24 protein-coding genes are annotated in these 25084 nt (G+C 62.3%); 13 read left to right on the forward strand and 11 right to left on the reverse strand.

The features are described from left to right. The first annotated feature begins 1 nt into the window (after position 1). Positions 2 to 658 carry a ribbon-helix-helix domain-containing protein gene (locus C0V73_RS05910; protein ID WP_245407893.1) on the forward strand — a complete coding sequence of 219 codons (657 nt, stop codon included), beginning with the start codon at positions 2 to 4 and terminating at the stop codon, positions 656 to 658. A gap of 33 nt (positions 659 to 691) precedes the next feature. On the opposite strand, the gene C0V73_RS05915 is transcribed toward C0V73_RS05910, so the two are convergent. Further along, positions 692 to 1654 carry a transglutaminase-like cysteine peptidase gene (locus C0V73_RS05915; RefSeq protein WP_102019085.1) on the reverse strand — a complete coding sequence of 321 codons (963 nt, stop codon included), beginning with the start codon at positions 1652 to 1654 and terminating at the stop codon, positions 692 to 694. Positions 1655 to 1982: 328 nt separating this feature from the next. Here C0V73_RS05915 and C0V73_RS05920 point away from each other — a divergent pair, with 328 nt between their 5' ends. From C0V73_RS05920 to C0V73_RS05930, 3 genes are all read left to right on the forward strand, one after another. Then, positions 1983 to 3158 (forward strand): hypothetical protein, encoded by a 1176-nt coding sequence (locus tag C0V73_RS05920; protein ID WP_102019086.1) that lies wholly within the window; start codon positions 1983 to 1985, stop codon positions 3156 to 3158. 144 nt (positions 3159 to 3302) lie between these two features. Next, positions 3303 to 3839, forward strand: coding sequence for a cytochrome b (locus tag C0V73_RS05925; RefSeq protein ID WP_102019087.1), 537 nt, complete (start codon positions 3303 to 3305; stop codon positions 3837 to 3839). A 17-nt stretch (positions 3840 to 3856) separates the two neighbouring features. Then, the gene (locus tag C0V73_RS05930) at positions 3857 to 4666 is read left to right on the forward strand and encodes a RibD family protein (RefSeq protein WP_102019088.1); all 810 of its coding nucleotides are present in this window, start codon (positions 3857 to 3859) and stop codon (positions 4664 to 4666) included. Here the strand turns inward: C0V73_RS05930 and C0V73_RS05935 are convergent. From C0V73_RS05935 to C0V73_RS05950, 4 genes are read right to left on the reverse strand one after another with little or no spacing between them, the layout of a single operon-like run. Beyond that, positions 4619 to 5416, reverse strand: coding sequence for a class I SAM-dependent methyltransferase (locus tag C0V73_RS05935; RefSeq protein WP_102019089.1), 798 nt, complete (start codon positions 5414 to 5416; stop codon positions 4619 to 4621). The two genes, C0V73_RS05930 and C0V73_RS05935, sit on opposite strands and share 48 nt — an antisense overlap. Beyond that, entirely contained in the window at positions 5413 to 6456 is a 1044-nt protein-coding gene (locus C0V73_RS05940; RefSeq protein ID WP_102019090.1) for a glycosyltransferase family 4 protein, read from the reverse strand. The genes C0V73_RS05935 and C0V73_RS05940 overlap by 4 nt, the downstream gene beginning before the upstream one ends. Beyond that, complete coding sequence (locus C0V73_RS05945; protein WP_102019091.1) at positions 6453 to 6851, reverse strand: 6-carboxytetrahydropterin synthase; 399 nt, start codon at positions 6849 to 6851, stop codon at positions 6453 to 6455. Before C0V73_RS05945 ends, C0V73_RS05940 begins: the two co-directional genes overlap by 4 nt. Positions 6852 to 6864: 13 nt before the next feature. Further along, entirely contained in the window at positions 6865 to 7866 is a 1002-nt protein-coding gene (locus C0V73_RS05950; protein WP_102019092.1) for a zinc-binding alcohol dehydrogenase, read from the reverse strand. 159 nt (positions 7867 to 8025) lie between these two features. On the opposite strand from C0V73_RS05950, the gene ribA reads away from it, so the two are divergent. From ribA to C0V73_RS05965, 3 genes are read left to right on the forward strand one after another with little or no spacing between them, the layout of a single operon-like run. Next, positions 8026 to 9132, forward strand: a complete 1107-nt coding sequence (ribA, locus tag C0V73_RS05955; protein WP_102019093.1) for a GTP cyclohydrolase II RibA — start codon at positions 8026 to 8028, stop codon at positions 9130 to 9132. Between the two features lie 28 nt (positions 9133 to 9160). Further along, positions 9161 to 9970, forward strand: a complete 810-nt coding sequence (locus C0V73_RS05960; protein ID WP_102019094.1) for a CDP-alcohol phosphatidyltransferase family protein — start codon at positions 9161 to 9163, stop codon at positions 9968 to 9970. Next, the gene (locus C0V73_RS05965) at positions 9967 to 10725 is read left to right on the forward strand and encodes an FkbM family methyltransferase (RefSeq protein WP_102019095.1); all 759 of its coding nucleotides are present in this window, start codon (positions 9967 to 9969) and stop codon (positions 10723 to 10725) included. Before C0V73_RS05960 ends, C0V73_RS05965 begins: the two co-directional genes overlap by 4 nt. 8 nt (positions 10726 to 10733) lie before the next feature. Here the strand turns inward: C0V73_RS05965 and C0V73_RS05970 are convergent, their stop codons facing one another. After that, positions 10734 to 11654, reverse strand: a complete 921-nt coding sequence (locus C0V73_RS05970; protein WP_102019096.1) for a lysylphosphatidylglycerol synthase transmembrane domain-containing protein — start codon at positions 11652 to 11654, stop codon at positions 10734 to 10736. Between the two features lie 131 nt (positions 11655 to 11785). Between C0V73_RS05970 and C0V73_RS05975 the strand changes: the two genes are divergently transcribed. Continuing rightward, complete coding sequence (locus tag C0V73_RS05975; RefSeq protein ID WP_102019097.1) at positions 11786 to 13390, forward strand: sulfatase; 1605 nt, start codon at positions 11786 to 11788, stop codon at positions 13388 to 13390. Here the strand turns inward: C0V73_RS05975 and C0V73_RS05980 are convergent. Further along, the gene (locus C0V73_RS05980; RefSeq protein WP_102019608.1) at positions 13377 to 14318 is read right to left on the reverse strand and encodes a helix-turn-helix domain-containing protein; all 942 of its coding nucleotides are present in this window, start codon (positions 14316 to 14318) and stop codon (positions 13377 to 13379) included. The genes C0V73_RS05975 and C0V73_RS05980 overlap by 14 nt on opposite strands. A gap of 104 nt (positions 14319 to 14422) precedes the next feature. Between C0V73_RS05980 and pobA the strand changes: the two genes are divergently transcribed. Together pobA and C0V73_RS05990 are read left to right on the forward strand one after the other, a co-directional pair. Next, positions 14423 to 15595 carry a 4-hydroxybenzoate 3-monooxygenase gene (gene pobA / locus C0V73_RS05985; RefSeq protein WP_102019098.1) on the forward strand — a complete coding sequence of 391 codons (1173 nt, stop codon included), beginning with the start codon at positions 14423 to 14425 and terminating at the stop codon, positions 15593 to 15595. 199 nt (positions 15596 to 15794) lie between these two features. Beyond that, positions 15795 to 17240, forward strand: a complete 1446-nt coding sequence (locus C0V73_RS05990; RefSeq protein ID WP_102019609.1) for an aldehyde dehydrogenase — start codon at positions 15795 to 15797, stop codon at positions 17238 to 17240. Positions 17241 to 17304: 64 nt separating this feature from the next. On the opposite strand, the gene C0V73_RS05995 is transcribed toward C0V73_RS05990, so the two are convergent. Further along, a complete protein-coding gene (locus tag C0V73_RS05995) occupies positions 17305 to 17817 on the reverse strand; it encodes a MarR family transcriptional regulator (protein ID WP_102019099.1) in 513 nt (170 codons plus the stop codon). A 162-nt stretch (positions 17818 to 17979) separates the two neighbouring features. On the opposite strand from C0V73_RS05995, the gene C0V73_RS06000 reads away from it, so the two are divergent. The 3 genes from C0V73_RS06000 to C0V73_RS06010 all read left to right on the forward strand — a co-directional run bounded on the left by C0V73_RS06000 (position 17980) and on the right by C0V73_RS06010 (position 20783). Beyond that, positions 17980 to 19536 carry an AMP-binding protein gene (locus C0V73_RS06000; RefSeq protein WP_102019610.1) on the forward strand — a complete coding sequence of 519 codons (1557 nt, stop codon included), beginning with the start codon at positions 17980 to 17982 and terminating at the stop codon, positions 19534 to 19536. Positions 19537 to 19587: 51 nt separating this feature from the next. Continuing rightward, positions 19588 to 20415 (forward strand): p-hydroxycinnamoyl CoA hydratase/lyase, encoded by an 828-nt coding sequence (locus tag C0V73_RS06005; protein WP_102019100.1) that lies wholly within the window; start codon positions 19588 to 19590, stop codon positions 20413 to 20415. Positions 20416 to 20591: 176 nt separating this feature from the next. Next, complete coding sequence (locus tag C0V73_RS06010) at positions 20592 to 20783, forward strand: CsbD family protein (RefSeq protein ID WP_102019101.1); 192 nt, start codon at positions 20592 to 20594, stop codon at positions 20781 to 20783. 78 nt (positions 20784 to 20861) lie between these two features. On the opposite strand, the gene C0V73_RS06015 is transcribed toward C0V73_RS06010, so the two are convergent. From C0V73_RS06015 to C0V73_RS06025, 3 genes are read right to left on the reverse strand one after another with little or no spacing between them, the layout of a single operon-like run. Continuing rightward, complete coding sequence (locus C0V73_RS06015; RefSeq protein ID WP_102019102.1) at positions 20862 to 22598, reverse strand: biotin carboxylase N-terminal domain-containing protein; 1737 nt, start codon at positions 22596 to 22598, stop codon at positions 20862 to 20864. 48 nt (positions 22599 to 22646) lie between these two features. After that, positions 22647 to 24248, reverse strand: coding sequence for a 5-oxoprolinase/urea amidolyase family protein (locus C0V73_RS06020; RefSeq protein ID WP_102019103.1), 1602 nt, complete (start codon positions 24246 to 24248; stop codon positions 22647 to 22649). 8 nt (positions 24249 to 24256) lie between these two features. Continuing rightward, entirely contained in the window at positions 24257 to 25063 is an 807-nt protein-coding gene (locus C0V73_RS06025; protein WP_102019104.1) for a putative hydro-lyase, read from the reverse strand. Between the last annotated feature and the right edge of the window lie 21 nt (positions 25064 to 25084).

Genomic DNA, 25084 nt, shown 5'->3' on the forward strand with positions numbered 1-25084 from the left:
CATGTCGCTTCCGGACCGGCATCTGTTTCAGACAGAGCAGCCCGATCTTAATCCGGCGGCGCTGCAGAAAATCGAGGAAAGTGACGCGGAGCCCAAGTTCCGCGCCATCATCGGCAAGGGTGGAGCCCGGCGCGGCATCCGTCTCGAAACCATCTATTGGGATGGCCTCTCCTGGCTCCTGAACGGCTCCAGGCAGTCGATGGGCGATGTGGTGGATCAGGCGGCAGCCCAGGTCGGGGAGAACAGCAATCTCGCATCCATGTTGCGGGTCGTTGCCTTCCGCTGGATGTGGCGTCGCCTGGCGCTCATGGAAAATGTCTACTCGCTGGATCACCTGAACACCCTGATCCAGGCCTGCCCAACGCCGGCAATCGTGCTCACGCGCGACAAGAAGATCCAGTTCTTCAATGAGCCATTCATGACCATGCTGAAGCAGCGGCTGGTGCTTGGGAACATCGCGCAGCTTTCGGCCGGTTTCCGCTTCGTCCTCGATACGCAGGTCGATGACGCGATCCAGAGCCTGTCAGCCAAGGGCAAGATGGTCACGACAGGCTTCACCGCAACCTGCGCCGGAAAACAGCTGGCCGGACAGATGAACCTCGCAATGGCCCCAACGCATCAGAAGCAGATGGTGATCGGCTACGTCGTGCGCGGCTGAGCGATCACCGTAGAGGCGCCGATTGCGCCTTGCTCAGAGTTCGCCGCCCTCGCCGGGAGCAATGCTGTCGAAACTCTTCATCGCCATGGCCTTGCCCTTGGTGCGGGTCCCATGCAGGAAGCCGCGACCATTCGAGATCGAGAACAGTGGCTGATAGTCAGGCAGGCGGCTGTCGACCAGCACCTGATCACGCATGTTGTCGAGGATGTAGTGGGCGCCCTGAACCTCGACCGAGAGCACGGCGTGGTAGAAGTGGCGCTTCTTGTCGTAGAGGATGACAACCGTCATGTCCTGCAGGGAAATACCCTGGGCTTCGAGCACGGCCATCTTCAGAAGCGCATAGTCCTCGCAGTCGCCGAAGCCGGATGCCAGCGTTTGGGAAGGCGACGACCATTTGTCGAGCTGACCATGGCTGTCAGTGTCCTTCCGATAGGTGATGCGGCTGTTGACCTCGTGATTGACGAAATTGAGCTTATCGCGAATGGACGACATGCCGCTGCCGGCTGCAGTCCGGTGCACGATGGCCTCTGCATCAAAGCAGTCTTTGCCACCGCAGCGCAGGGCCGTACCCTTGGCGATTTCGGCAAAGGTCGGCGCTGCCTTCTTCAGTGCACCCAGCTTCTTGAAGGGAATGGCGACCGACCCGAAGACATCGTCGGGCTGCGGCTTGTTGCGGCTCGATGGAGCGGTCTTTGACGTTGAGGCAACGGCGCCGGTCGACAGTGCCTTTTCGGTTGGAAGCAGAGCGATATTCTGCATCGGTGCGCTTGGCGCAAGCGTCTTTGCCGCTTGCTGCCACCGCTCGGCGATCGTCGCTTGAAGGTTCTGGCCGAAGGATGCGGCAAATGGGCTCATGCCCAGCACCAGCGTCTGCGCCACCGTGGAGTAGGCTGAGAGCGTGCCCGGCAGGATGGGCGCGGCGATCGAACTGGTCGAGAGCAGCGAAGCAACTGCGAAGACCGAGGCTGCGACAGTGTTTTTATTCTTCTTGAACATCGCTATTCTCCGATTGTTGATCGTAGAATAGCTGTATTGATTGAATTATTGGTTCCGATGCTTGGAATATATACTGTAAATATGCAAAACTATATTATAGTAAAATGCATTGGGTTGCGGCAACTCAGTTTTAACCAAGCCGCGCACAGGTCCTGCAATAAAAGGGAAATCCGCGGTTCGCTGACGTCTCCCGTCTCACCGGTGAGAAGGCCTGCTAAAGTTACCATGATCTCAATCTGCCCAGATATGGAACGCCTTCACTCTTGCGCCGCTGCGCGTCAGTGCTTACGGTCCGCAACGGGATCGGAAGCGAAACATAGCTGAAATCATGGTCGGATCAGAAATTACCACGCGGAGCTTCCTGCGCGCCGGAGCTTTGGCCTTGGCGCTCGCCGGTCTCGCTTCCTGTCAGACGGACGACTTCAAGCCTGCAAGCGGCGAAGCCGGGGCTGCCGCCTCGACAGCCGCCAGCACGACCGGGCTTTACAATCAGACACTGGGTTCCGGTCCGGTCAAGATTGCCTACCTCGGCATCCGCCGTCAGGATCAGCACAGCCGCCAGGCCGACAGCGAGTATCGCGATGGCGCGGCACTGGCCGTCAACACGCTCGGCCCCGACGTCGTCAAGCTGACAATGCTGGAGACCCTCGATAAGCCTGAGGCGATCGAGGCTGCCACCAAGACGCTCGCACGCCAGCAGGTCGCTCTCATCATCACCACCGCGCGCGGTGCGGAATTCGAGGCCATCCAGCGCGGCCTAGGTGGGCTTCAGGTCCCGATGGTCGCGTTCCAGACCAATGACGCTGTCCTGCCTCCGGATGTCTACGCATTCGTATCCAGCCCGTCCGACAGCCTGATCGAGAGCGCATCCTTCGCCATGGCCGAAGGCGCGACGCATGCCGTGATCCTGGCGTCATCGCCGGCCGAGAAGCTGGAAGCCGAGCGGATTGCCCGCCAGGTCAAGGCGTTCGGCGGCAAGGTCGAGCCGATCGTCGAGCTTGCCGGCGGCGCTCTTCCGGCAAAGGCGCTGGCTTCCTGGAGCAAGGCTGACATGGTCGTGCTGATGCCCGGCGTCAAATCGCCCGGCGAAGTCTTGAAGAAGGCCGATGCCGCCAAGCCTCCGCGCCCTGGCCGTCGCGTGGTCGCCAGTTCCGTGCTCACGCCCCAGGACCTGAACGAGCCGAAGCTGACCGGCGCCATCGTCTGTCGCTATGACCAGAATGTGCAGGCCCGGATCGGCAGCCGGTATATGGCAAGCTATGGCATGCCGGCCTCTGCCCAGGCAGGATATGGTTTCGATGCCATGGCAATGGCGATCGGTCTTGCCGGGCGTTTCGGCGAGGTCGCCTTCGCACCCGAGCGCATCATGTCTCCGGACGGGTTCTCTGGATCGCTCGGGGTCTTCCGTCTGGAAGGCGAGCGCAAGGTTCGGCGCAACTGCGATATCTTCAAAGTTGCCAAGGGCTCCTATGTCTTCTTCCAGAAAGCACCGCCAACACTGTGATCACCACAGCGTGACCTGATCTAACGACCGTCATCTTCCGTTTACATTGTCGTGGAACCGACACATTCTCTGTGCCGGAGTAACCGATGCTGTGCTGGCGAGGAGGCTGGCGGCGCTAAACGGTTTAAGGTGGAGCATGGCCCAATGAGCGAAGTACAGCTGACCGCTGAGGGCGAGCGCTATGCAGGGCGCTTGCGCGTCCTCCATTGGTTGATTGCAGGTCTCGTGCTGGCAACATGGCCGCTCGGGCTCATGATCGGCTTCGTCAAGGACGACGTGAAGCTCGACTTTTATCTGGTGCATGAGAGCCTCGGCTTCCTTGTGCTCTGGCTCATGCTGCTGCGAATAGGAACACGGCTGACGAGCGGGGCCCCCTTGGTCGAGGCGCCGCCGCTGGAGATGGCCGCCGCCCACCTCGTCCACGGTCTTCTCTACATCTTCCTGATCGTCATGCCGGTGTCGGGTTTCCTGGCAACGAACGCGCACGGATTTCCGCTGAACTGGTTTGGCCTATTCACCGTGTGGAGCCCGATCGGCAAGTCGCCGGATATTGCCGGCACTTTGTCGGCCATCCACGAATGGAGTGCATGGATCCTTTTGGCGCTCTTCGCGTTGCATTTTGCGGCGGTGATTTTCCACCACGTGATCCGCCGTGACCGAACGCTCTATCGTATTTTGTAATTCAGGACGGGATCTCGATGCGTAAGATCGACATGACGGATCAGCTGTGGGCACGCCTGCTTGCGATGCGCGGCAGCGCTGGCCATGCGATATCGGATGATGCCGACCCTGTCATGGCCCTCTATGCGCACATTGCCGCAGCCGAAGATGGCTTTGTCCTCGCCCAGGTTGGCCAATCGCTGGATGGTCGCGTGGCGACCCCGTCCGGTGACGCACGGGATATCTCGGGACCTGAAGGAATTGCGCATCTGCATCGCTGTCGCGCCTTGGTGGAGGCCGTCATCGTTGGTGTCGGAACCGTCAAATGCGATGATCCGCGCCTGTCCGTTCGGGCCGTGAAGGGCCCCAATCCCGTTCGCGTCGTCATCGATTGTGGTGCGGAACTCACCGGAGACGAACAATTGTTCGCCGATGGTGGTGCGCCCGTGATCCTCATCCAGTCAGATGATGCGCCGACCAAAGCCTACGACGCCGACGTGATCAGGGTGAAGCGGGGCGAGGGCGGACTTGATCCGCAGGATATTCTCGACGCACTCGCTGCCCGTGGTCTTAGGCGCATCCTCGTGGAAGGCGGCGCCCGGACGATCGCCCGCTTCATTGAAGCCGGGCTTGTTGACCGCCTACATGTGGCGATCGCGCCCTTGATCATCGGTTCTGGCCCTGCCGGCATCGCACTGTCACCGATTGAGCGGCTCTCCAGCGCTCATCGGCCCGCCGCCAAGGTTTATGGCCTCGGCAGCGACATTCTCTTCGACTGTGACCTCAAGGGCCCGTCACGTTCAGTTTCTCGGCAGGGCGAGGATATCCGTGTGGCCGACCACGCATGAACTGCCGGGTTCTCGCACCTTCTCCCGCCTGAACTGCAACCAGGCCTTGATCTCGTCCGTCGTCAGGCTGCCGATTTCCAGCAATGGCTTCTCCAGCCCCTCTAGAAAAGCGAGCTGAAGCGCAGCTTCGTCAGGCCCCATGACCCAGGGACTGGTGGCGACGGTAACGCGGTAGCGCAGGTTCTCGAACGCAAGCCTCAGATGCTCTGTAGCATCGGGGCCGAGCGCCGGGCCAAAGCCCTTGTCCAGACGTTGATGCTGGTTGAAGTCAATGGTCACCTGCCCGTCGAGGGGATGCCGGATCGACCATTCCATGACCCCATCATAGTTCAACGCGGCATAGACCCCGGTCTTGCTGCGGGCGAGGGTGTCGGCAAAACGATTGCAGAAGTCGGCGGAGCACAGGTCGAACAGAGCGGACGCCGTGACCATCGTCACCTCCGCAAGCGGTAGTTCTTCGATCTGGTTCAGATCAAACTGGCGAAAGGCAACGTCGCCGGCGCCGCCGGCACGACGCTCCGCTTCCGCTAGAAGCAGGGGATCGTAGTCGAGTAGCTGCCACTGCGCGGTCCGCGGCACGCGGTCGGAGAGGCTGCGCCAGGTGGAGCCTGTTCCGCAGCCGATATCGATGATCACGGATGCTTGCACCTCCTCCAGATGGCGCGAAAACCTCTCGACCATCGATGCGTCGCGCGCCCTCAGGTCGACGGGTTCGCGTAATGCCAGCCAGTCCTTGTCGAAACCGCTCATGCTATTCTGTCCAATGTGTTGGAAATGATCTTGGCCGTCTGCGCCCAGTCCGGCAGAAGCGCGCCCGCTTGCAGAGACGCGGCAGCCCGTGCCTGCCGTTCCCTCGGATCGCTGAGCAATCGGCGGAGGGCTGACGCAAATGCCGTGACATCATCGACAGGAACGAGGATGCCGGCATCCTCTGGCACGACCTCAGGCACGGCGCCGGCATGGCAGGCCACGATCGGAAGCCCATGCGAGAGCGCCTCGGCGAACACCATGCCATAGCCTTCGTAGCGGCTGGCGAGCGCAAAGATATCCGCCGTGGCGAAATAGGTTCGCGGATCCGCGACTTCGCCTGCGAGCGTCACCCGCTCGCCAAGCTCAAGCGTCTCTACTTGATGAGCCAGAGCCGCGCTCGTTGCCGGATCCAGCGTCTTGCTGCCGACGATCGTCGCCTGCCAGGGGAGATCCTCCACCGACTTCAGCGCAGCCAGAAGCACGTCATGGCCCTTGCGGCGTGACAGCGTTCCAACCGACAGGATGTGCGGCATCGAGCTGGAGGCTTGCGCCGTTGCGGCCTTCTCCGTGCCGGGAAGCGCGACTGTGATATCGGAAGCTTGGACATCATAATTTGCCGCAAGTTCGCGCGCCGTCATCGGTGAGGTGACGACCACGTGACGGACAGTGGCAAGAGCCGCCCGCTCGCGTTCGTGAAAATGGCGCTGTTCGTCGTCCGACAGGCCGGTCTCCAGCGCCAGCGGATGATGCACGAGCGCAACGATCCGCAGCCTGTCAGCCTCGACCTGAGCCCATGCATCGAGCACCCCGAAGGCCAAGCCGTCGATGACAACGAGCGCCCCGTCCGGCAGGGAGGACAAAGCCTCACCCGCGCTGCGGAGCGTGTCCTCCGTCGGCACCGGGAAGCCGTCCCCAAGCGGCAGGAGTTTCACCTGCCAGCCAAGAGCCTGAAGCCCATCGATCACCTGACGATCATAGCCATAGCCACCGGTCTTCAGCGAAAGATCACCCGGATAGGCAAAGACCAGCGAACGGCTCAAAGATCGGCCTCGTACCAGCCGCGGGCGGCGTGGGATTCGTGCAGGGTCACTTTCAGCCGGCAAATGCGGTGGCTTCCAGGGCCGAGACGCTTGTCGGAAACTGCCTGCGCCAACTGGTCGAAGATGTGCTTGGCGATGACTTCCGTCGTGCTCACCTTACCTTTGAACACCTCGACTTCGTCGAGGTTCTGGTAGTTGAGCGGCTTCAACACCTCGGACAGCACCGTCGTCGCAGCACCGATATCGACTGCCAACCCATCCTCGTCCACATCCCGGGTGAAGAACGCGGCATCCACGACGAAGGTCGCTCCGTGCATTCCCTGGGCCGGACCGAAGACCGGGCGCGGCAGGCTGTGGGCGATCATGATGTGGTCTCGAACTTCAACGGCGAACATGAGCTCTCTTTCGTCAGTAGCGGATGCGATGGCACAAGGTGTCCTGTGTGGACAAGATACGTGCGTAAGCGGCGGGCAGTTCAGAAAATGTGGTCTCTCCGGAAATGAGACGGTCGAGTTTGACGTCGAGCAGCAGATCGAGCGCCTTGGCCATCCGGCGGGCATAGCTCCAACGCGCCCGTCGGGAGGGCGGAATGGATCCCACCTGCGAGCTGACGAGCGAAAGCCGCTTGGAATGGAACGAGCCGCCGAGCGATATCGTCACCGGCCGATCGCCATACCAGCTGGCCTCGACGATTTTCGCTTCGACACCGGCGTGTGCGATGGCATTCTGCAAAGCACCCGCAGACGCCGTGGCATTCACCAGTACGTCGAATTCGCCGTCGAGACGGTCGGCTTCGGAAAATGTCAGGCCGAGATCCGCCGCCAGACCCTGCCTTTTCGTATCCAGGTCGACCAGCACAGTCTCGGTGCCCACGATACGGGACGAGAGGTAGGCAACCAGCGAGCCAACCACGCCGGCCCCAAAGACGGCCACGCGATCTCCCGGCTGGATGCCGGCATCCCAGACGATATTGAGCGCCGTCTCCATATTGGCGGCGAGCACGGCACGACGCGGCGGCAGCATGTCCGGCAGTGGCGTCACCTGGTCGACGGGAAGGATGAAGCGGTCCTGATGGGGGTGAAGCGCAAAGACCTTCTTGCCGACCAGTTCTTCCGGCCCGGCCTCAATCTGCCCCACGGCCGCATAGCCATATTTGATCGGGAAGGGGAAGGTGCCTTCCATGTGCGGTCCGCGCATCCGCTCGAATTCGCTCTCCGGCACCTCGCCTCGAAAGATCAGGGACTCGGTCCCACGGCTGATCCCGCTATAAAGCGTTCGCACGAGAACGTCGTTTGGAGAGCGTGCTGGCAGGCGCTCTTGGCGCAGCTGGCAGATTTCCTTGGCTTCAAACCAGAGCGCAGACACGGTTTCACCGTCGGATACGGTTTGTTCATTGATCTCGAACTTCAAACTGCGACCCCCACGCCCTATTTACTCATCCGACTGGAACGTATCGCGACAGCGGGCATTTTGTTCCATAGCCGTCATCAAAATAAATTTACGACGGTAGCGCAAACCGTCGCCGGAACTCCGGCGTAATGGTTGCCACTGATAGGGAGAGTATGCCTCATGTCCATTTCAAGCCAGCCCGCCTTTCATTTTCCGACCGCCGAGATCGAAGTTGAACGCGCCGTAGCCGAGTTGCGCTACGGGCGGCCCGTCGTTGTCACCGAGGGGGAGAGAAAGCTAGCGGTCGTGGCGCTGGATTGCGTAGCGCCCTCCCTCTTCGACCAGTTCGCGGAAGTCACCGAAAACCGCCATAGCCTGTTGCTGACTGCACCGCGCGCCACGCGCCTCGGTATCTCCGGCAACCGTGACGTGGTGACACCGCTCGCAGGTCTGTCCTTCGATGATGCGTCGCGTATGGCTTACGCACTCGGCGCTGAGCGTCCGGCAGTTTGGCAGCCCGCCGATACCCTGGCAACGCAGTCGACCGAACTGGCGCGTCTGGCCCTGCTGCTTCCCGCCATGGTTCTGGCTGACGTCACGGCGATCGGCGATCGCTTTGCTGCGTGCTGCGAGATTGCATCGAGCCGCCTGAAGGGCGCCGATGTCGCCCGCCAGCGCTTCGAGAAGATCGTTCGCACCCGCGTGCCGCTCAAGGATCTCGGCGATTCTGACTTCGTCGTCTTCCGCGGCGGTCTGGCCCAGAAGGATCAGGTGGCAATCATCGTCGGCAAGCCGGACGTGTCGAAGACCGTGCCGATCCGCATCCACTCCTCCTGCATCACGGGCGATCTCTGCGGCTCGCTGAAGTGCGACTGCGGCGACCAGCTGCGCAATGGTCTCACCCTGCTGAAGCAGGCCGGCGGTGGCGTTTTGCTCTATCTCGACCAGGAAGGTCGCGGCACCGGCATCGGCGCCAAGATGCGCGCCTACGGCTACCAGCATCTCGGTCTCGACACGATCGACGCTGATGCCGAACTCGGTCTGGCCGAGGATCACCGCCGTTATGAGGCGGCAGTCGCCATGCTTCGTCATCTTGGGATCGCCCGGGTCGCCGTCTACACCAACAATCCGACCAAGATCGCCGGCCTTGAACTGGGCGGCATCGAGGTAGAGGCGCGCTCACCCGTGACCGGACGCGTCACCGCGGAGAACGAAAACTACCTGCGCACGAAGACACTCCGCGCCGGCCATATGCTGGATCTGGAAACACTGGTCGCTGCAGAGTAAGCTTCGAGCGGGCAGGGAGGATTACAGGATGGCAAGCGAGCCTGAACGGCTTGGCGATGGATTTGGTCGCCCCTGGACGCATGCGCCAGTGGACTGGGCGTCGATGATGCGGCAGCGTCGCGGGCTGCTGAGGGATACCCTTGGCGGCCTCTCCGGCCTGCTCGTAGGCACTTCGGTCGTGGCGGTGGCCGTGTCGTTCCGCTTGCCGCTCGGCTGGGACTTCGTCGCCTCCGTGATCCTTTCGCTGGCATTGATCTTTGCGCTTGTCGTCTATGCGCTGCCCGATCATCCGCACCGCCGCTTTGGTCCAGCGAATCTGGTTACGGCGTTTCGGGCGTGCCTCGTCAGCCTGACAGGCGCGACCATTCTGTTTTTTGAGAGCCTGGCAGGGGCCGATGTCGCCCTCTGGACGCTTGTCGGCGTGGTGCTGATCTCGCTCGCCCTGGACGGTGTCGATGGTTATCTCGCCCGCAGCTACGGCCACGAATCCGCACTCGGTGCCCGCTTCGACATGGAAATCGATGCGCTCCTGATCCTGGTCCTGTCGGTTGCGGCAGCGCTCTTGGAAAAGGCGGGGCTCTGGGTGCTTTTGATCGGCCTGATGCGCTACGGCTTCGTCGCAGCCGGGATCATGTTGCCGCGATTGAACGGTGAGCTGTTCCCATCTTTCCGCCGAAAGCTGGTTTGTGTGATCCAGATCTCGGTGCTTTGCCTGATCCTGATCCCCTTCGTCACCCCGCCATACTCGACCGCAGCCGCCGCTTTTGCCTTGGTGGCCTTGGTCTATTCCTTCTCGGTGGATGTCCTCTACCTGTTGCGAAGGCCGGTCGCTCCATGAGTGGTGTCGTCCAGCGCCTCTCCACCTCCTTCGGTCTCGCCCGCTCTCTGGTCGTCTATTACGGCCAGCCCTGGCGGCGCTCCGCCTTGCGGCGTTTTTATGCCTCTGTCGTCAAGCCCGGCGACCTGGTCTTCGACATCGGAGCCCATGTCGGAAGCCGCAGCCGTACCTTGCTGGATCTCGGTGCGCGTGTGGTCGCGGTAGAGCCGCAGCCGGCCTTCGCGGATTTCATCGAGAGCCGGTTTTCAGGCGCGCTGACGGGCTTCGAACGGGTGGCCGTCGGGCGCAAGGCTGGCGAAATCGATCTCTTGATTTCCAGCCGTCACCCGACGGTCACCAGCATCTCCAGCAGCTTTGTGGAAACGGTGAAGCAGAGCAAGGGCTTTGCCCAGGTTGTCTGGGACCGCAAGGTCACGGTTCCCATGGTGACACTCGACCACCTGATCTCGAAATACGGCCTGCCGACCTTCTGCAAGATCGATGTCGAGGGCGCGGAGGCGGAGATCCTTCATGGCCTGTCCAAGCCGATCCCCTTGATCGCCTTCGAATACATCCCCGCCATGCCGTCGGTGGCCTCGAATGCCATTGATCGGCTGATGGGTCTCGGCGGCTATCGCTTCAATCGCGTCGTCGGCGAGCAACATCGCTTCGTCTGGGATCGCTGGAAAACGGCGGATGAAATTCTCGTCGAACTCTCGCAGATGCCGCCTGATGCGCCGTCCGGCGATGTCTACGCCCGCATAGAGGCCCCATGATGGGCGCGTCAGGCGCGCCGCGGCCGAGCTTTGATCGCCTCAAGCGAGAGAAGCGCAAGGCCAGGCAGCGCCCCGGCGAGGGAAAGCCCACCATAGATGATGCTGGCTGCCAGCCCCTCGGCCGCAGAGGCACCCATGATCGGCCACAGCGCCATCGCCGCCGCCTCGCGCGTACCCCAGCCACCGAAGCCAGCCGGGATCAGCATGGCGATCAGGCAGAGTGGCACGATGGTCAGTGCTGCCTCCCAGGGGAGCGGCGCACCCACAGCATCGCTCGCGATGAAGAAGGTCGCGACATAGGTCGAGACAATCAGCAGGCTTGTGCCCGATTGGACCAGAAGGGCTCGGTCGCGAAGGAAAACATCGGTGACATCCCCCATGATCCGGGTCACCCATGTCAGGCGGCGTCTGGCGACGAAGATACAAACTGCGATCACTGCCGCGATGAGGAAGAAGCCAAGCACCAGGTGAAAAGCCTGGCGTCCTTCAGTCTCCCCACCGAGAACGAGGGGCCAGACGAACAGGCCGACAAGAGCCAGCAGGAAAAAGGCCATCTGCCCGGAAAGCCGTTCGAAGAGCACGGCCTTGGCCGGCGCCTTCCATCCGCCGGGGCCGGCACTGCGCATGCGAAACGCGCGGATGGCGTCACCCGCCACGCCGCCGGGCAAGCTCTGGTTCAGGAAGCTCGCCACGTAGTATTCACGGATGGCCAGCGAAATGGGGAAGCTCCCGCCGAGGCGGGCAGCGGTAAACCGCCAACGGAGCGCCGAAACGACGATCTGCACTTGCACCAGGGCAAGGCCGGCGATCACATGCACAGCCGAGACCTGCGAAAACGCCGATTGCAGCGCGTCGAGGTCGATCCTGGACAACAGAAAGGCCAGAAGAGCGATCAGAGCGAGCGGCGTGAGGATGCGAAGGATGGACAAACAGGCAAATTTCCGTGGATCGTCAATGAGCAGTCACACAACTATACGCAAAAGGTAAGGCGGCAGACTTCGATGACGGCAGAAACGTCCCTGTGCGACGACCGTAAGTTCCGCGGACGGAGTGTTTGTCGATGACGCGGCCTGTCAGCACCATCCGGATCTTTGCCGGCGCCCTCATCGTGACGGCCATTGCCTGGCTTGCCTTTACCCTGCCGGATCATCCCGATGCGATCGGTGTGCAGGCCTTCGCCCGGCTGCCGCTCGAATGGCCTCTCGTCATGCTCCTGCTGCTCCTTGTGCCCAGAACCTGGCGCCGGCCGACAGCGCTGCTTTGCGGAATTCTGCTCCTCCTCATCCTTTTCCTGAAGCTCGCCGACATCGGCACCCAGGCCGCCTTCCAGCGGCCCTTTAATCCCTATCTCGACGTGAAGATGCTGGCGGACGGCTGGAACCTGATGTCCGGTACGCTCGGAACACTGGCGGCTTTCGCAGGCGTGGCAGCAGCACTTCTCGGCCTGGTGCTGCTGCTGGTCCTCTTCCTCGTCGCGGCCCGCTGGCTGGCAGATATCCCGCGTCCCGGTCGATCCTGGTTGATCCTCGGTCTCGGAGCTGTTCTGGTCCTGGGCGGAGCCGCGACCTTGCTTGGCATGCCGCGGGTCGAGGCCCGCATGCCGTCCTATCTCACAAATCGGCTCGCCCTTGTCGTCCGCTCCGTGCAGGACATGCATGTGTTCGAGGCGGCGCTTTCGAAGGGGGAGGGACCAAGCCGCGGCGAGGGTCTGTTCGAAGGTCTGGCGAACAAGGACTTCATCCTGATCTTCGTCGAATCCTACGGTCGTTCGGCTGTCGAGGATCCACGTTACGCCGATATCATGCGGCCGCGCCTGGAACAGGTGGACGCGGAGATCCGCGCGGCGGGTCTTGCCTCGGCAAGTGCCTGGGTCACATCGCCCACGGTGGGCGGCCTGAGCTGGCTTGCCCATGGCACGCTGCTCTCAGGTCTTTGGGTCGACAGCCAGGCGCGTTACGACCGCCTGATGATCAGCCGCCAGCCGAGCCTCAACCAGCTCTTCGGCCAAGCTGGCTGGAAACCTGTTGCCGCCATGCCGGCGATCACGATGGACTGGCCCGAAGCGGGTTATTACGGCTACCGACAGGTTCTGGCAGCCGCTGACCTGGATTATCGGGGCAAGCCCTTCAACTGGGTGACGATGCCGGACCAGTATACGCTCTCCGCCTTCGAACGCCTCGGTCGTGCGCCTGCCCGCGCGGCGGGAGAAAAGGTCATGGCCGAGATCGCACTGATATCGAGCCACGCGCCCTGGACGCCCGTACCTCGCCTCATCGACTGGGAAACGGTCGGTGACGGTTCGGTCTTCAACGCCCAGGCAGAAAGCGGCGATCCGCCCTCCGTGGTCTGGGCAGATCCGGAGCGTGTGCGCCGCCAGTACATCCAGACAATCGACTATTCGCTCGAAACGCTGGGCAGTTACATGGCGCGTTTCGGCAAGGATGCCGTCTTCGTCATCCTCGGCGATCACCAGCCCGCCGCCATCATCACGGGACCGAATGCGTCGCGCGCTGTCCCGATCCATGTCGTCTCCGCCGACCGGGAGCTGATCGCCCGCTTCGAGAGCGAGGGCTTCCACCCCGGAATGTTGCCTGCGGCACAAACGCGCGAATGGCCGATGAATGCCATGCGACAGGTACTGATCGACCTGTTCAGCGCGCGCTGATGCCGTCCGCATTCTCCTCGCGGGAACCGAGCCTCACCTGTTCCTGCTCACGCCATGCCCCGGGCGTCAGGCCGGTCTGACGGCTGAAGAAGCGGGAGAAATAGGCTGGATCCGAAAACCCGAGGCGGAACGCGACTTCCTTGATGCTCCCGGGTGTGAAAAGGAGCTCGCGCTGCGTTTCCTCGATCAGGCGCTGCGCCACGAGCTCCTGCGTCCCAAAGCCCGTCTTCGCCTTCAGAACGCGGTTGAGATGCGTGGGGGTGATCCCGAGCGCATCTGCATAAAACGACGCCGGACGATGGTTGCGCACCTCTCGGTGCAGAAGCGAAGAAAAAGCCTCGAGACGCCGGTCGTTGTCATCCGCCCCCTCGGTCTCCATCCGGTCCTGGGCTGCAAGCCGAGCCGTGAGGGCAAGCGCTGCAGCAAGCCCCGTCTCCATCAGGACCGTTCGTCCCGTCAGGCGACCCTGCCACTCGGCCACGACCCGTATCAGGTGAGCAAGAACGAGGTCGCCGTCCGGTTCCTGAGGCGCAAGCCGCGTGATCAGCGGCGTCGAGAGAAACCGCCCGAGCGCATTCGGTTCTCCCGGACGGACCGGCAGGCGGCTTGCCAGGAAGGTGAACACATAGCCGTCGATATCGGGGGAGAAGCGAAACCCATGACCGACCGCCGGCGGCACGGTAACGACGGAAACGGGTTCGAAACGGGCAACTTCGCCGTCGAAGACCGCGTCTCCCGACCCGCCAGTCACCAGCAGGATCTGGAAGTAGCACTCGTGCCTGTGAAGGCCGATTTCCCAGTGATGCAGGGCGCTGCGGGCCGGAATCGTTTCGCAATGCACCCAGAAGCGCGATCCCGCAGGATCGTCTTCGCCGTAGAGCTCATAGGTCGGGATTGGCGCTTTCGCCGGAGACTTGCGTTTGGTCATGTTCGATTTGTGCAACAAAAGACGCGATGCGTCCATTGTGGCGGTTCGCTCTTCGGCCGAAAACTTGGCGAAAGACAAGTTGCGTGCGCCATGGGAGGAAAGTCATGCGGACCAAAGTTGCCATCATCGGATCGGGCCCGTCAGGCCTGCTGCTCGGACAACTCCTGACCAATGCCGGCATCGACAATGTCATCATCGATCGCGTCGGCAAGGATCACATTCTGGCTCGTGTCCGTGCCGGCGTGCTGGAGGAAGGCACCGTTGGCCTCGTGGATCGTGCAGGCGTCGGCGAACGCCTTCACCGGGAAGGCCTGCCGCATGACGGCTATTCGCTGACCTTTGACAACCGCGATCACCGCATCGACCTCTTTGATCTGACCGGCGGCAAGCGTGTCATGGTCTACGGCCAGACGGAGCTGACCCGCGATCTGATCGACCGTCGCGAGCGCGATGGCGGGGTGACGATCTATGACGCCGTCAATGTCTCCCCCTCCGGTTTCGATGGGGATCATCCCTATGTAACCTTCGAGAAAGACGGCATCTCCCAGAGGATCGATTGCGACTTCATCGCGGGCTGTGACGGCTTTCATGGTGCAAGCCGCAAGGCGGTGCCGGAAGGTGCCATCAAGACCTTCGAGAAAATCTACCCCTTCGGCTGGCTCGGCATTCTCGCCGACGTGCCGCCGGTCAATCACGAACTGATCTACGCCAACCATCCGCGTGGCTTTGCGCTGTGCTCGATGCGGTCGGAAACCCGCAGCCGCTACTACGTCCAATGCTCGCTCGAAGACACGGTCGACATGTGGTCCGACGATCGGTTCTGGGATGAGATCCGTCGCCGTCTCCCGGCCCACCATGCCGAAGCCATGGTCACCGGTCCGAGCTTCGAAAAATCGATCGCGCCTCTGCGCTCCTTCGTGGCCGAACCCATGCGTTTCGGTCGGCTCTTCCTGGTCGGCGATGCCGCCCACATCGTGCCGCCCACGGGCGCCAAGGGCCTCAATCTCGCGGCTTCGGATGTGCACTATCTCATCAGTGGCCTGCTGGAGCACTATCAAGAAAAGTCCGACGCCGGCATCGATGCCTATTCGGTTCGCGCACTCAAACGTGTGTGGAAGGCCGTCCGGTTCTCCTGGTCGATGACCACATTGCTGCACCGTTTCCCTGATACGGGAGACTTCGGTCAGAAGATCCAGGAGGCGGAACTCGACTACCTGACCCATTCGAAAGCCGCGTCCACGGCCATGGCGGAAAATTACGTCGGGCTTCCCTACTAATCACCGGTCCAGCGCCACTTGTCAAAATTAAATTGTTTGTTAGACTTACAAAATAGCCGGGTGGCGGAGACGCCCGGTGCCTGAATTTGCCATTTGCCCGGGGGCTCGATGATCAATCGAGAGTGGTGATCTGGCAACGTCACCGGCTGGTGGCGTGGGTTCTGAACGTTACAACAATGGAGGAGGTATACCCATGAATATGCATATATCGCTGCTGATCAACGGAGCCGAGAAGCAGGCTTCAGGCGGAAAGACCTTTACCCGCATCAATCCCTTTACGCAGGAAGTGGCCACGACCGCTTCGGCCGCAAGCCTGGAAGACGCCGCCGCTGCGGCCGACGCTGCGGCTGCTGCCTTCCCGGCATGGTCGAAGACCGGCCCCGGCGAGCGTCGCAAGATCCTGCTCAAGGCAGCGGATGTGATGGAATCGAAAACAGCGGAGTTTTCCGCGCTGGTGATCGCGGAAACCGGCGCGACCGGCCATTGGGGCGCCTTCAACGTCATGGTTGCCGCCAGCATGCTGCGCGAGGCTGCCTCGATGACGACGCAGATCTCCGGCGAGGTCATCCCGTCCAACAAGCCAGGCTCCCTGTCCATGGGCATGCGTCAGGCCGTCGGCGTTTGCCTCGGCATCGCGCCGTGGAACGCACCGATCATTCTCGGCACCCGCGCCGTCGCCATGCCGCTCGCCTGCGGCAACACTGTCATCCTCAAGGCATCCGAGCAGTGCCCCGGCACCCATCGCCTGATTGCCCAGTGCCTCGTTGAAGCCGGTCTGCCGACGGGTGCAATCAGCGTCATCACCAATGCGCCGGAAGATGCGGGCAAGATCGTTGAAGCCCTGATCACCAACCCGGCGGTCAAGCGCGTCAACTTCACCGGCTCCACCAAGGTCGGCAAGATCATCGGCGAGCTTTGCGGCCGCAACCTGAAGCCAGCTCTTCTGGAACTCGGCGGCAAGGCACCGCTCGTCATCCTTGACGATGCCGACATCGATGCGGCGGTGAACGCTGCAGCCTTCGGCGCCTTTGCCAATATGGGCCAGATCTGCATGTCGACCGAGCGCATCATCGTCGACGAAAAGATCGCCGACGAGTTCGTCGCCAAGCTCGCAGCCAAGGCCTCCAAGCTGCCAGCCGGTGATCCGAATGGTCATGTCGTGCTCGGCTCGCTCATCAGCCTTGAATCCGCGAAGAAGATGGACGAGCTGATAGCAGACGCCGTCTCCAAGGGTGCAAAGCTTGTTGCCGGTGGTAAGCGCGAAGGCAGCGTTGTCGAAGCAACCCTGCTCGACAACGTCACGTCCGACATGCGGATGTATCAGGAAGAAAGCTTCGGCCCGGTCAAGCCGATCATCCGGGTCAGCGGCGAGGAAGAGGCGATCCGCGTCGCCAACGACACGGAATATGGCCTGTCCGGTGCCGTCTTCAGCCGTGACATCCGTCGCGCGCTGGCTGTCGCCGCTCGCATCGAGTCTGGCATTTGCCACATCAATGGCCCGACCGTCTTCGACGAGCCGCAGATGCCGTTCGGCGGGGTCAAGGGCAGCGGTTACGGCCGCTTCGGTGGCAAGGCAGCGATTGCCGAGTTCACCGAGCTGCGCTGGATCACCATCGAAGATCCGAACCAGCACTACCCCTTCTGATCCTGAAAACAGAAACGGCCGCCCTCTGGGCGGCCGTTTTGTTTGGGGATGGTGACAGACCAGATCAGTCGGTCTGGTTCGACCGGGGCATGATATCTGCGTAGATACGCTTGAGCCCGTCGATGAATTGCTCCAGCTCTTCGGCCGAAAACCGCGATGTGAAGCGCAGTTCGTGCTGTTCCTGAATGTTGCGGGCCTGTTTCAGGATCTCGATCCCATCGCCCGTCAGAAGCAATTCCTGACGCCGCCGATCGACCGGCGAGGGCTGGCGCTCCAGAAGGTTTCGCCCCTCCAGCCGGTTCACCAGCGCCATCATCGTGGCACGGTCCATACTCAGCTGATTGGCGATATCGATCTGGCTGACTTTCGGATTGGCCGCGATCAGCTCAAGTACGGCGAACTGCTTCTGGGTGAGACCGATGTCCCCCATCGCCGCCGTATAGTCCTGATAGATGGCGACATTGGCCATGCGCAGGTGGAAGCCGAGAATTTCGTCGAGACGGCCTGTGCGCAAGGGAGCGCCGACTTCGAACACGTCGTCGTCATTGGCCGGCTTCAGGTCATTGTGTCGAGTCATGGCTCCTCTTCCAATCATGCGGCATGGAACTTGCAAATCATTCATGATCACTTTCGACTGCAACAGTCAAATTCCCACTTGTCAAATGCGGAGTGCGTAATTAGTATGTTCAACATACAATTCGCCAAGGAGGCCCTTCAGGGTGGCGATGGGAGGATGAATATGCAGCCTGAATTCCAAGCGATGGCGATGGAAGTGGGATCCGTCGGACTGGAGACGGATGACCCGTTGATCTATCGCGCCATGGTCAGCCCCGAGCGGCAGGCGGTCTACGAAGTCGCAACGGGCCGCTCCGAGACCTATGCAGCACTGGACGAGGCGGTCGGCCGCGGAGCCGCGCTGATCGCCCAGTTCACGAGCGGTCTGCCGGCATCGCAGCGCATTGCCTTTCTCGGGCGCAATTCGATCGAACAGATCACCGTGTGCCTCGCCTGCCAGCGCGCGGGCCACGTTTTTGTCCCCCTGAACTGGCGTCTCGGAGCATCCGAGCTCGGACAGATCATCGCTGATTGCGAGCCTGTTCTGCTTTTGCACGACGTCGAATTCTCCGCGGTTCTCAAAGATGTCGAGCAGCAGCTGCCGCGCACCATTGCCCTCGAAGGACAAGGCGGGTGGGTCGGAAGGCTGGCCGGCACCGAGCGGGCTGAGCCTAAGCCCACCGAAGCGGATGCACCCTGCATCATGCTTTACACGTCAGGGACCACCGGCAGCCCCAAGGGCGTCATCATAACCCGTCGCAATGCCTTTGCCTCGGCTGTGAATTTTGCGCTGGTGGGGGAGGTCACAAGCCGCTCCGTGGCACTTTGCGATCTTCCCTTCTTCCACACGATCGGCCTCGTCGCGATCGGGCGCACGACCTTGATGATGGGCGGTCGCCTCGTGATTTCGGATCGCTTCCTGCCCGAGCGGACGCTCTCGGTCCTCGGTGATCCAGCCCTCGGCGTCACCCATTACTTTGCCGTTCCGCAGATGGCAGCAGCACTGCGCAATGCGCCGGCCTGGGATCCGACGGCGCTGAAAGCCCTGCAGGCGATTTTCATCGGCGGAGCACCGCTCTCTCCGGCACTGATCGAGACCTTCCTCGAAGACGGCATCCCGCTCGTCAACGGCTACGGCATGAGCGAAGCAGGCACGACGATCCATATGCCGCTGGACCGCGATGCAGTCGCACGCCACCCCGGCAGCGTCGGTTTCCCGGCACCGCTCCTCGCCGTCCGCCTCGTTGGCGACGATGGCCAGGATGTCGCTGACGGTGACGTCGGCGAAATCTGGCTGAAGGGCCCCTCGGTCACCCCCGGATACTGGAACAAGCCAGGCGAGACGGCCCGCGCCTTCGTCGGGGACTGGTATCGCACCGGCGATCTCGGGCGCCGCGCCGAAGGCGGCGTGATCCATGTCCCGGACCGCCTGAAGGACATGTATATCTCCGGTGGAGAAAACGTCTTCCCGGCCGAGATCGAAGCCGTCATCGGCGCCCATCCCAAGGTCAGGGACGTGGCCGTGCTCGGGCTGCCGGATCCCAAATGGGGCGAGTGCGGCGTGGCCTTCATCGTGGCCCATGGCGAGAGCCCGTCGGCAGATGAGATCCTCTCACACTGTGCCGAGCGCCTGGCGTCCTACAAGCGCCCGGCCCGCATTGTCTTCCTCGACCAGATCCCGCGAACGGCATCGGGCAAGGCGCAAAAGCATATCCTGCGCGAGACCCATGCCAACAGCTGAACACCATTGAACAGGCCACAGCGCCCAACGAAATGCCTCAAGGAGCCAAACATGACTGATACGAACACCACGCCAGATCCGGTTCTGGTCGAATTCGACAACGGCATCGCCTTCGTGACGCTGAACCGCCCGGAAAAGCGCAATGCGATGAACCCGAAGCTGAATGTCCGCATGCTCGAAGTGCTGGACGAACTGGAAGCCGACGACCGCTGCGGCGTGCTCGTCCTGCGCGGCGCTGGCCAGTCCTGGTCCGCCGGCATGGACCTGAAGGAATACTTCCGCGAGAACGATGGCAAGGGCCGCGCGGCCGTTCTGAAGAGCCGCCGCCAGTCGGGTGGTTGGTGGAACCGCCTGATGTATTTCGAAAAGCCGACGATCGCCATGGTCAACGGCTGGTGCTTCGGCGGCGCCTTCACGCCGCTGGTCTCTTGCGACCTCGCGATTGCGGCTGACGAAGCTACCTTCGGCCTGTCTGAGATCAACTGGGGCATCCTGCCGGGCGGCAATGTCACGCGCGCCGTAGCCGAGGTGATGAACCACCGTGACTCGCTCTACTACATCATGACGGGCGAGACCTTCGGCGGCCAGAAGGCGCGCGAGATGGGCCTCGTCAACGAATCCGTGCCGCTCGCCGATCTCGAAACCCGCGTCCGCGCCCTCTGCGCCAGCCTGCTCGAAAAGAACCCCACTGTTCTCAAGGCCGCCAAGGATACGTTCAAGCGCGTGCGCAACATGCCCTGGGAGCAGGCCGACGATTACATCTATGCCAAGCTCGAGCAGATGCTCTTCCTCGATAAGAGCAATGGACGCGCTGAAGGCCTGAAGCAGTTCCTCGACGACAAGACCTATCGCCCCGGTCTCGGCGCCTACAAGCGCTGAGGAATGGACTAAGAACCCAAAAGATCGGTGCCGCGTGAGCGCGTCACCGGAACGATCGTCTCCTTCAAGCATTGTAGATGCAAGCGGATCGTAGAGAAGCCAGAAACGGACTTACCCGGCACATGACCGGATAGCGACTTGAAAGCTGGGCGGTACCGCAAACAAGGAGAACGATTATGGGTTCCACATCCGACAAGATTTCCGGCAAGGCGAATGAACTGGCCGGCAAGGCAAAGCAGGCCGTTGGCGACGCTACCGACAATCACAGCTTGGAAGCCAAGGGCGCTGCCCAGGAAGCCAAGGGCCATGGCCAGCAGGCCAAGGGCGAGGCGAAAGAAGCCGTGAAGAACGTCGTCGACAAGGCCTAAGCCTTCTATGTCCGAACAGTTGGCCCGCCCTAGGCGGGCCTTTTGTCATTTAGGGGGCTTCTGGTGAGGCGCTTCGACTTATCCCTCGTAGCGCGCGATCTCGTGGCCCGCCTGCAGATAGGCGCCGGCCTCGGCCTTGAACCGGATACGTCCGGCGCGCGCAGCCGTCACCTGGGTTTCCATCTTCATCGCTTCCATGACGGCAATCAGATCTCCAGCCTGAACCTCGGTCCCGTCCTCCACTTTGAAGGCCTGCAGCGTCCCGGAAATGGGCGCGGTGATGCTGTCGGCATCTTCGGCTTTTACGGAGGTCTGTGCGCTCGCATTTCCACCAGCACCGGCAAGGCCGCCAAGCCCTGACAGCAAGACTGCCGGAATGCCCAGTTCATGACGTTTGCCGTCGATCTCCACATGGGTGCGGATCAGCGACGTGTCCGATACAGGTTCCGGTCGGGGAGCCGATGCCAGCGTCTCGGCAAAGTCCGTCTCGATCCAGCGCGTGTGAACGCGGAACCCGTCTTCACCGGTGAAGTCGCTAGTTTCCATCGCGGCGCGATGGAAGGGAAGAACGGTCGCCACACCTTCGATCTTGAACTCGGCCAGTGCCCGTCGAGCACGGGCGAGCGCCTGCTCGCGCGTAGCCCCGGTCACGATGAGCTTTGCCATTAGAGAATCGAAGGTCCCGGGAATGGTTGAGCCACTGACAACGCCCGTGTCCAGACGCACGCCTGGACCCGAAGGCGGGTCGAAGCGCGTGATCGCACCCGGCGTCGGCAGGAAGCCGCGACCGGGATCCTCGGCATTGATGCGGAACTCGATCGAATGGCCACGCGGGACAGGGGTCTCCAAGACTTCGAGCGCTTTGCCCTCGGCAATCCGGAACTGCTCGACGACGAGGTCGATGCCGGTCGTCTCTTCGGTCACGGGGTGCTCCACCTGCAGTCGGGTATTCACCTCAAGGAATGAGATAGTGCCATCGACGCCGAGCAGGAACTCGACCGTTCCGGCACCGGAGTAACCCGCAGCCGCGCAGATCTTCCGCGCCGCATCATGGATCGACTGGCGCTGAACTTCGCTGAGGAATGGTGCGGGGGCCTCCTCGACAAGCTTCTGGTTGCGCCGCTGCAGCGAGCAGTCACGAGTGCCGAGCACCAGCACATTGCCGTGCTTGTCGGCCAGAACCTGCGCCTCGATGTGGCGCGGCCGATCGAGGAAACGTTCGAGAAAACACTCACCACGCCCGAAGGCGGCCTCCGCCTCGCGGACGGCCGAGTGATAGAGCTCGGCCACCTCTTCCATTTTCCAGGCGACCTTGAGGCCACGCCCGCCGCCGCCATGGGCAGCCTTGATCGCAACGGGAAGCCCGTACTGCTTGGCAAAAGCCACAACCTCTTCGGCCGTCTCGACAGGCCCCTCACTGCCGGCGACCAACGGTGCGCCGACGGAAAGCGCGATCCGCCGCGCCTCGACCTTGTCGCCGAGTGCTTCGATCACATGCGGGTCCGGACCGATCCAGGTGAGGCCCGCCTCCTGCACCGCACGGGCGAATTCCGCCCGTTCGGAGAGAAATCCGTAACCCGGGTGCACGGCATCCGCGCCGGAGCGGCGAGCGATGTCGATGAGCTTCTGAATGTCGAGATAGGTCTCTGCCGGACGGCTGCCGCCAAGACCATAGGCCTCGTCTGCCAAGGTCACGAACAGCGCATCCATGTCAGGATCGGCATAGACGGCGACGGACTGGAGCCCGTAGTCGCGGCAGGCGCGGATGATGCGCACGGCAATCTCGCCGCGATTGGCAATCAGCACTTTCTTCATCGGGGTCTCCTCACTGTCTTTTTGGGCGCCATCGTCTTCGGTGCGAGATCATGCCTTGGCGGGCGTGATCTCGGCGAAGTCCGTGATGGGTCGGAAGCGGATTTTGGCATTCACCGGGATCTGCCCGGCGAGATCGAGATGATATTCGGCAACCGTGCCGATGACGGGATAGCCGCCGGTCAGCGGGTGGTCGGCCAGAAACAGAACCGGTTGCCCGCTATGCGGAACCTGAATCGCGCCGGTGGCCGTGCCCTCGCTGGGAAGCTCTGCCTTGTCCTTGCGCTCGAGTGGTTCTGGCCCTGAAAGCCGGATGCCGACCCGGTTCGACTGTGGCGTCACATCATAGACCTGGCTCGCCAGGGTCTCGATGCCTCGTTCGGTGAACCAGTCGCTGCGCGGACCCATCACGACGTCGAGCGTGACGACTTCGCCCGGTGCCGGACAGTCGAAGGCAGGGCTCTCGTCGAGTGATACGGGTGAGAGGCTGCGATCAACGGTGCGGATGGCAAGCACGGCACCGACGCCGACCGGGTCGGGACCGACGATCGCCAGCGTGTCGGTCGAAGCGCTGCCGAGGACCGGTGCAACGTCTAGGCCGCCGCGGAAGGCGAGGTAACTGCGGGCACCCTTGGGGGCAAAGCCAAGCGTGACGGTGTCGCCGGTTTCCAGCGAGACCGGCTGATAGCTCGCAGCCTCGATCACGCGACCTTTGACGTCACGGATCGTAAGCGGGCAGGGTGCGCCAGTCAGTGCCATGACAGTGGGGCCTGATACCTCGAACGCAAATCCACCGAGCGTGATCTCCAGACAGGCAGCCTCTACCGGATTGCCGACGATGCGGTTGGCCGCCCGAAACGCACCCTGGTCGAGTGCGCCTGCGGACGAGACGCCCTGGCCCGTCTGACCGAAGCGGCCGAGGTCCTGCACCAGCGCCGGCATGGGCGCCGCCGTGACCCTGATGGTGGTTGATGCTGAATGCTCGACCGCAGCGGTCGCGATTGTAGCCGGAGCAGTCTCGGCAATCGTGGTCTGTGCCCGCTTGGCCAGATCGAAGAAGCGCACCCGATAGCCTGGTTGGAAAAGGGCCGGTGGCTCGCGTGTCAGGTCCCACATCTTCACCGGCGTGGTGCCAATGATCTGCCAGCCGCCGGGGCTCGCCTGCGGATAGACGCCGGAAAAGGCGCCTGCGAGCGCTACAGATCCTGCCGGGATCTTCGTGCGCGGGCTCTGCCGGCGCGGCACCTGGAGCGCCGGATCACCGCCGACGAGATAGCCGAAGCCGGGTGCGAAACCGCAAAAGGCGACCGTGAATTCGCTCGTCGTATGGCGCTCGATCACCTCTGCAACGGATAGCCCTGTCAGCTCAGCGACATCATGCAGATCCTCACCGTCATAGGTGACGGGGATCTCGACCAGCATGTCCGAGGGCGGGATTTTGGCCGAGAGATCGCGATGGGCGATGGCCGCAGCAAGCGCTTCTGCCGTCAGCATGTCCGGACGGAAACGGATCATGAGCGTGCGCGCGGCCGGCACGATGTCGACAACGCCGTCAACCGGATCGGCTTCCAGCGAGGCAAAGAGCGCAAGCGTCTCGTCGAGGTCTTTCAATTCGACGATCAGAACGGTCAGGCTGACAGGGAGAAAGCGCATTCGAAGCCTCAGGCGTGATAGGCGGAATCGGGAATGTCGGTGATGAACATGTGCCCGGGCGCATGGGTGATGGCAAACGGGACTTTAGACGCCATCACGGCAGCCTGGGGCGTTACCCCGCAGGCCCAGAAGACAGGCACTTCGCCGGGTTCGATCCGTACGGCATCGCCGAATTCGGGTTTGCCGAGATCCGCAATTCCAAGTTCTTCCGGTGCGCCGACATGAACAGGCGCGCCATGAACCGCCGGGAAGCGGCCCGAAATAGTGGCCGCATCCGCCACGCGAGAGGCTTGGATTGGGCGCATCGAAACCACGAGATTGCCATGCAGCCGGCCTGCCGGACGGCACGCGCGGTTGGTCAGGTACATCGGCACGTTCGACTTGTCGGTGATGTGGCGGATATCGATGCCCGCCTCCATCATCGGCGTCTCGAAGGTGAAGCTGCAGCCGATCAGGAAGCTGACGAGGTCAGGATGTTCGGCCCAGGCTTCGGTCGCATCGGTTACTTCCTCTGCGAGCTTGCCATCCCGCCAGATCCGGTAGAGCGGCACATCGCGGCGCAAGTCGGCACCCTTGGCAAGCACGGTCGCATGCGAGCCCGGATCGGAAACATCGAGCACCGGGCAGGCCTTCGGATTGCGCTGCGCATAAAGCAGGAAGTCGAAGGCCCAGTCGCGCGGCAAGACGATCATGTTCGCCTGGGTAAAGCCCGGTGCCACGCCGGATGTCGGCTCGACGGCACCCGCACGATAGCGTTCGCGGGCCGTCCGTGCGGCGGTCGTATCGACATGGCGCAAGGTTTCAAGATCGATCATCGAGGTCTCTCCTTGCGGATG

It is taken from the genome of Rhizobium sp. TH135 (genome assembly GCF_002855515.1).
Taxonomy (GTDB): Bacteria; Pseudomonadota; Alphaproteobacteria; order Rhizobiales; family Rhizobiaceae; genus Allorhizobium.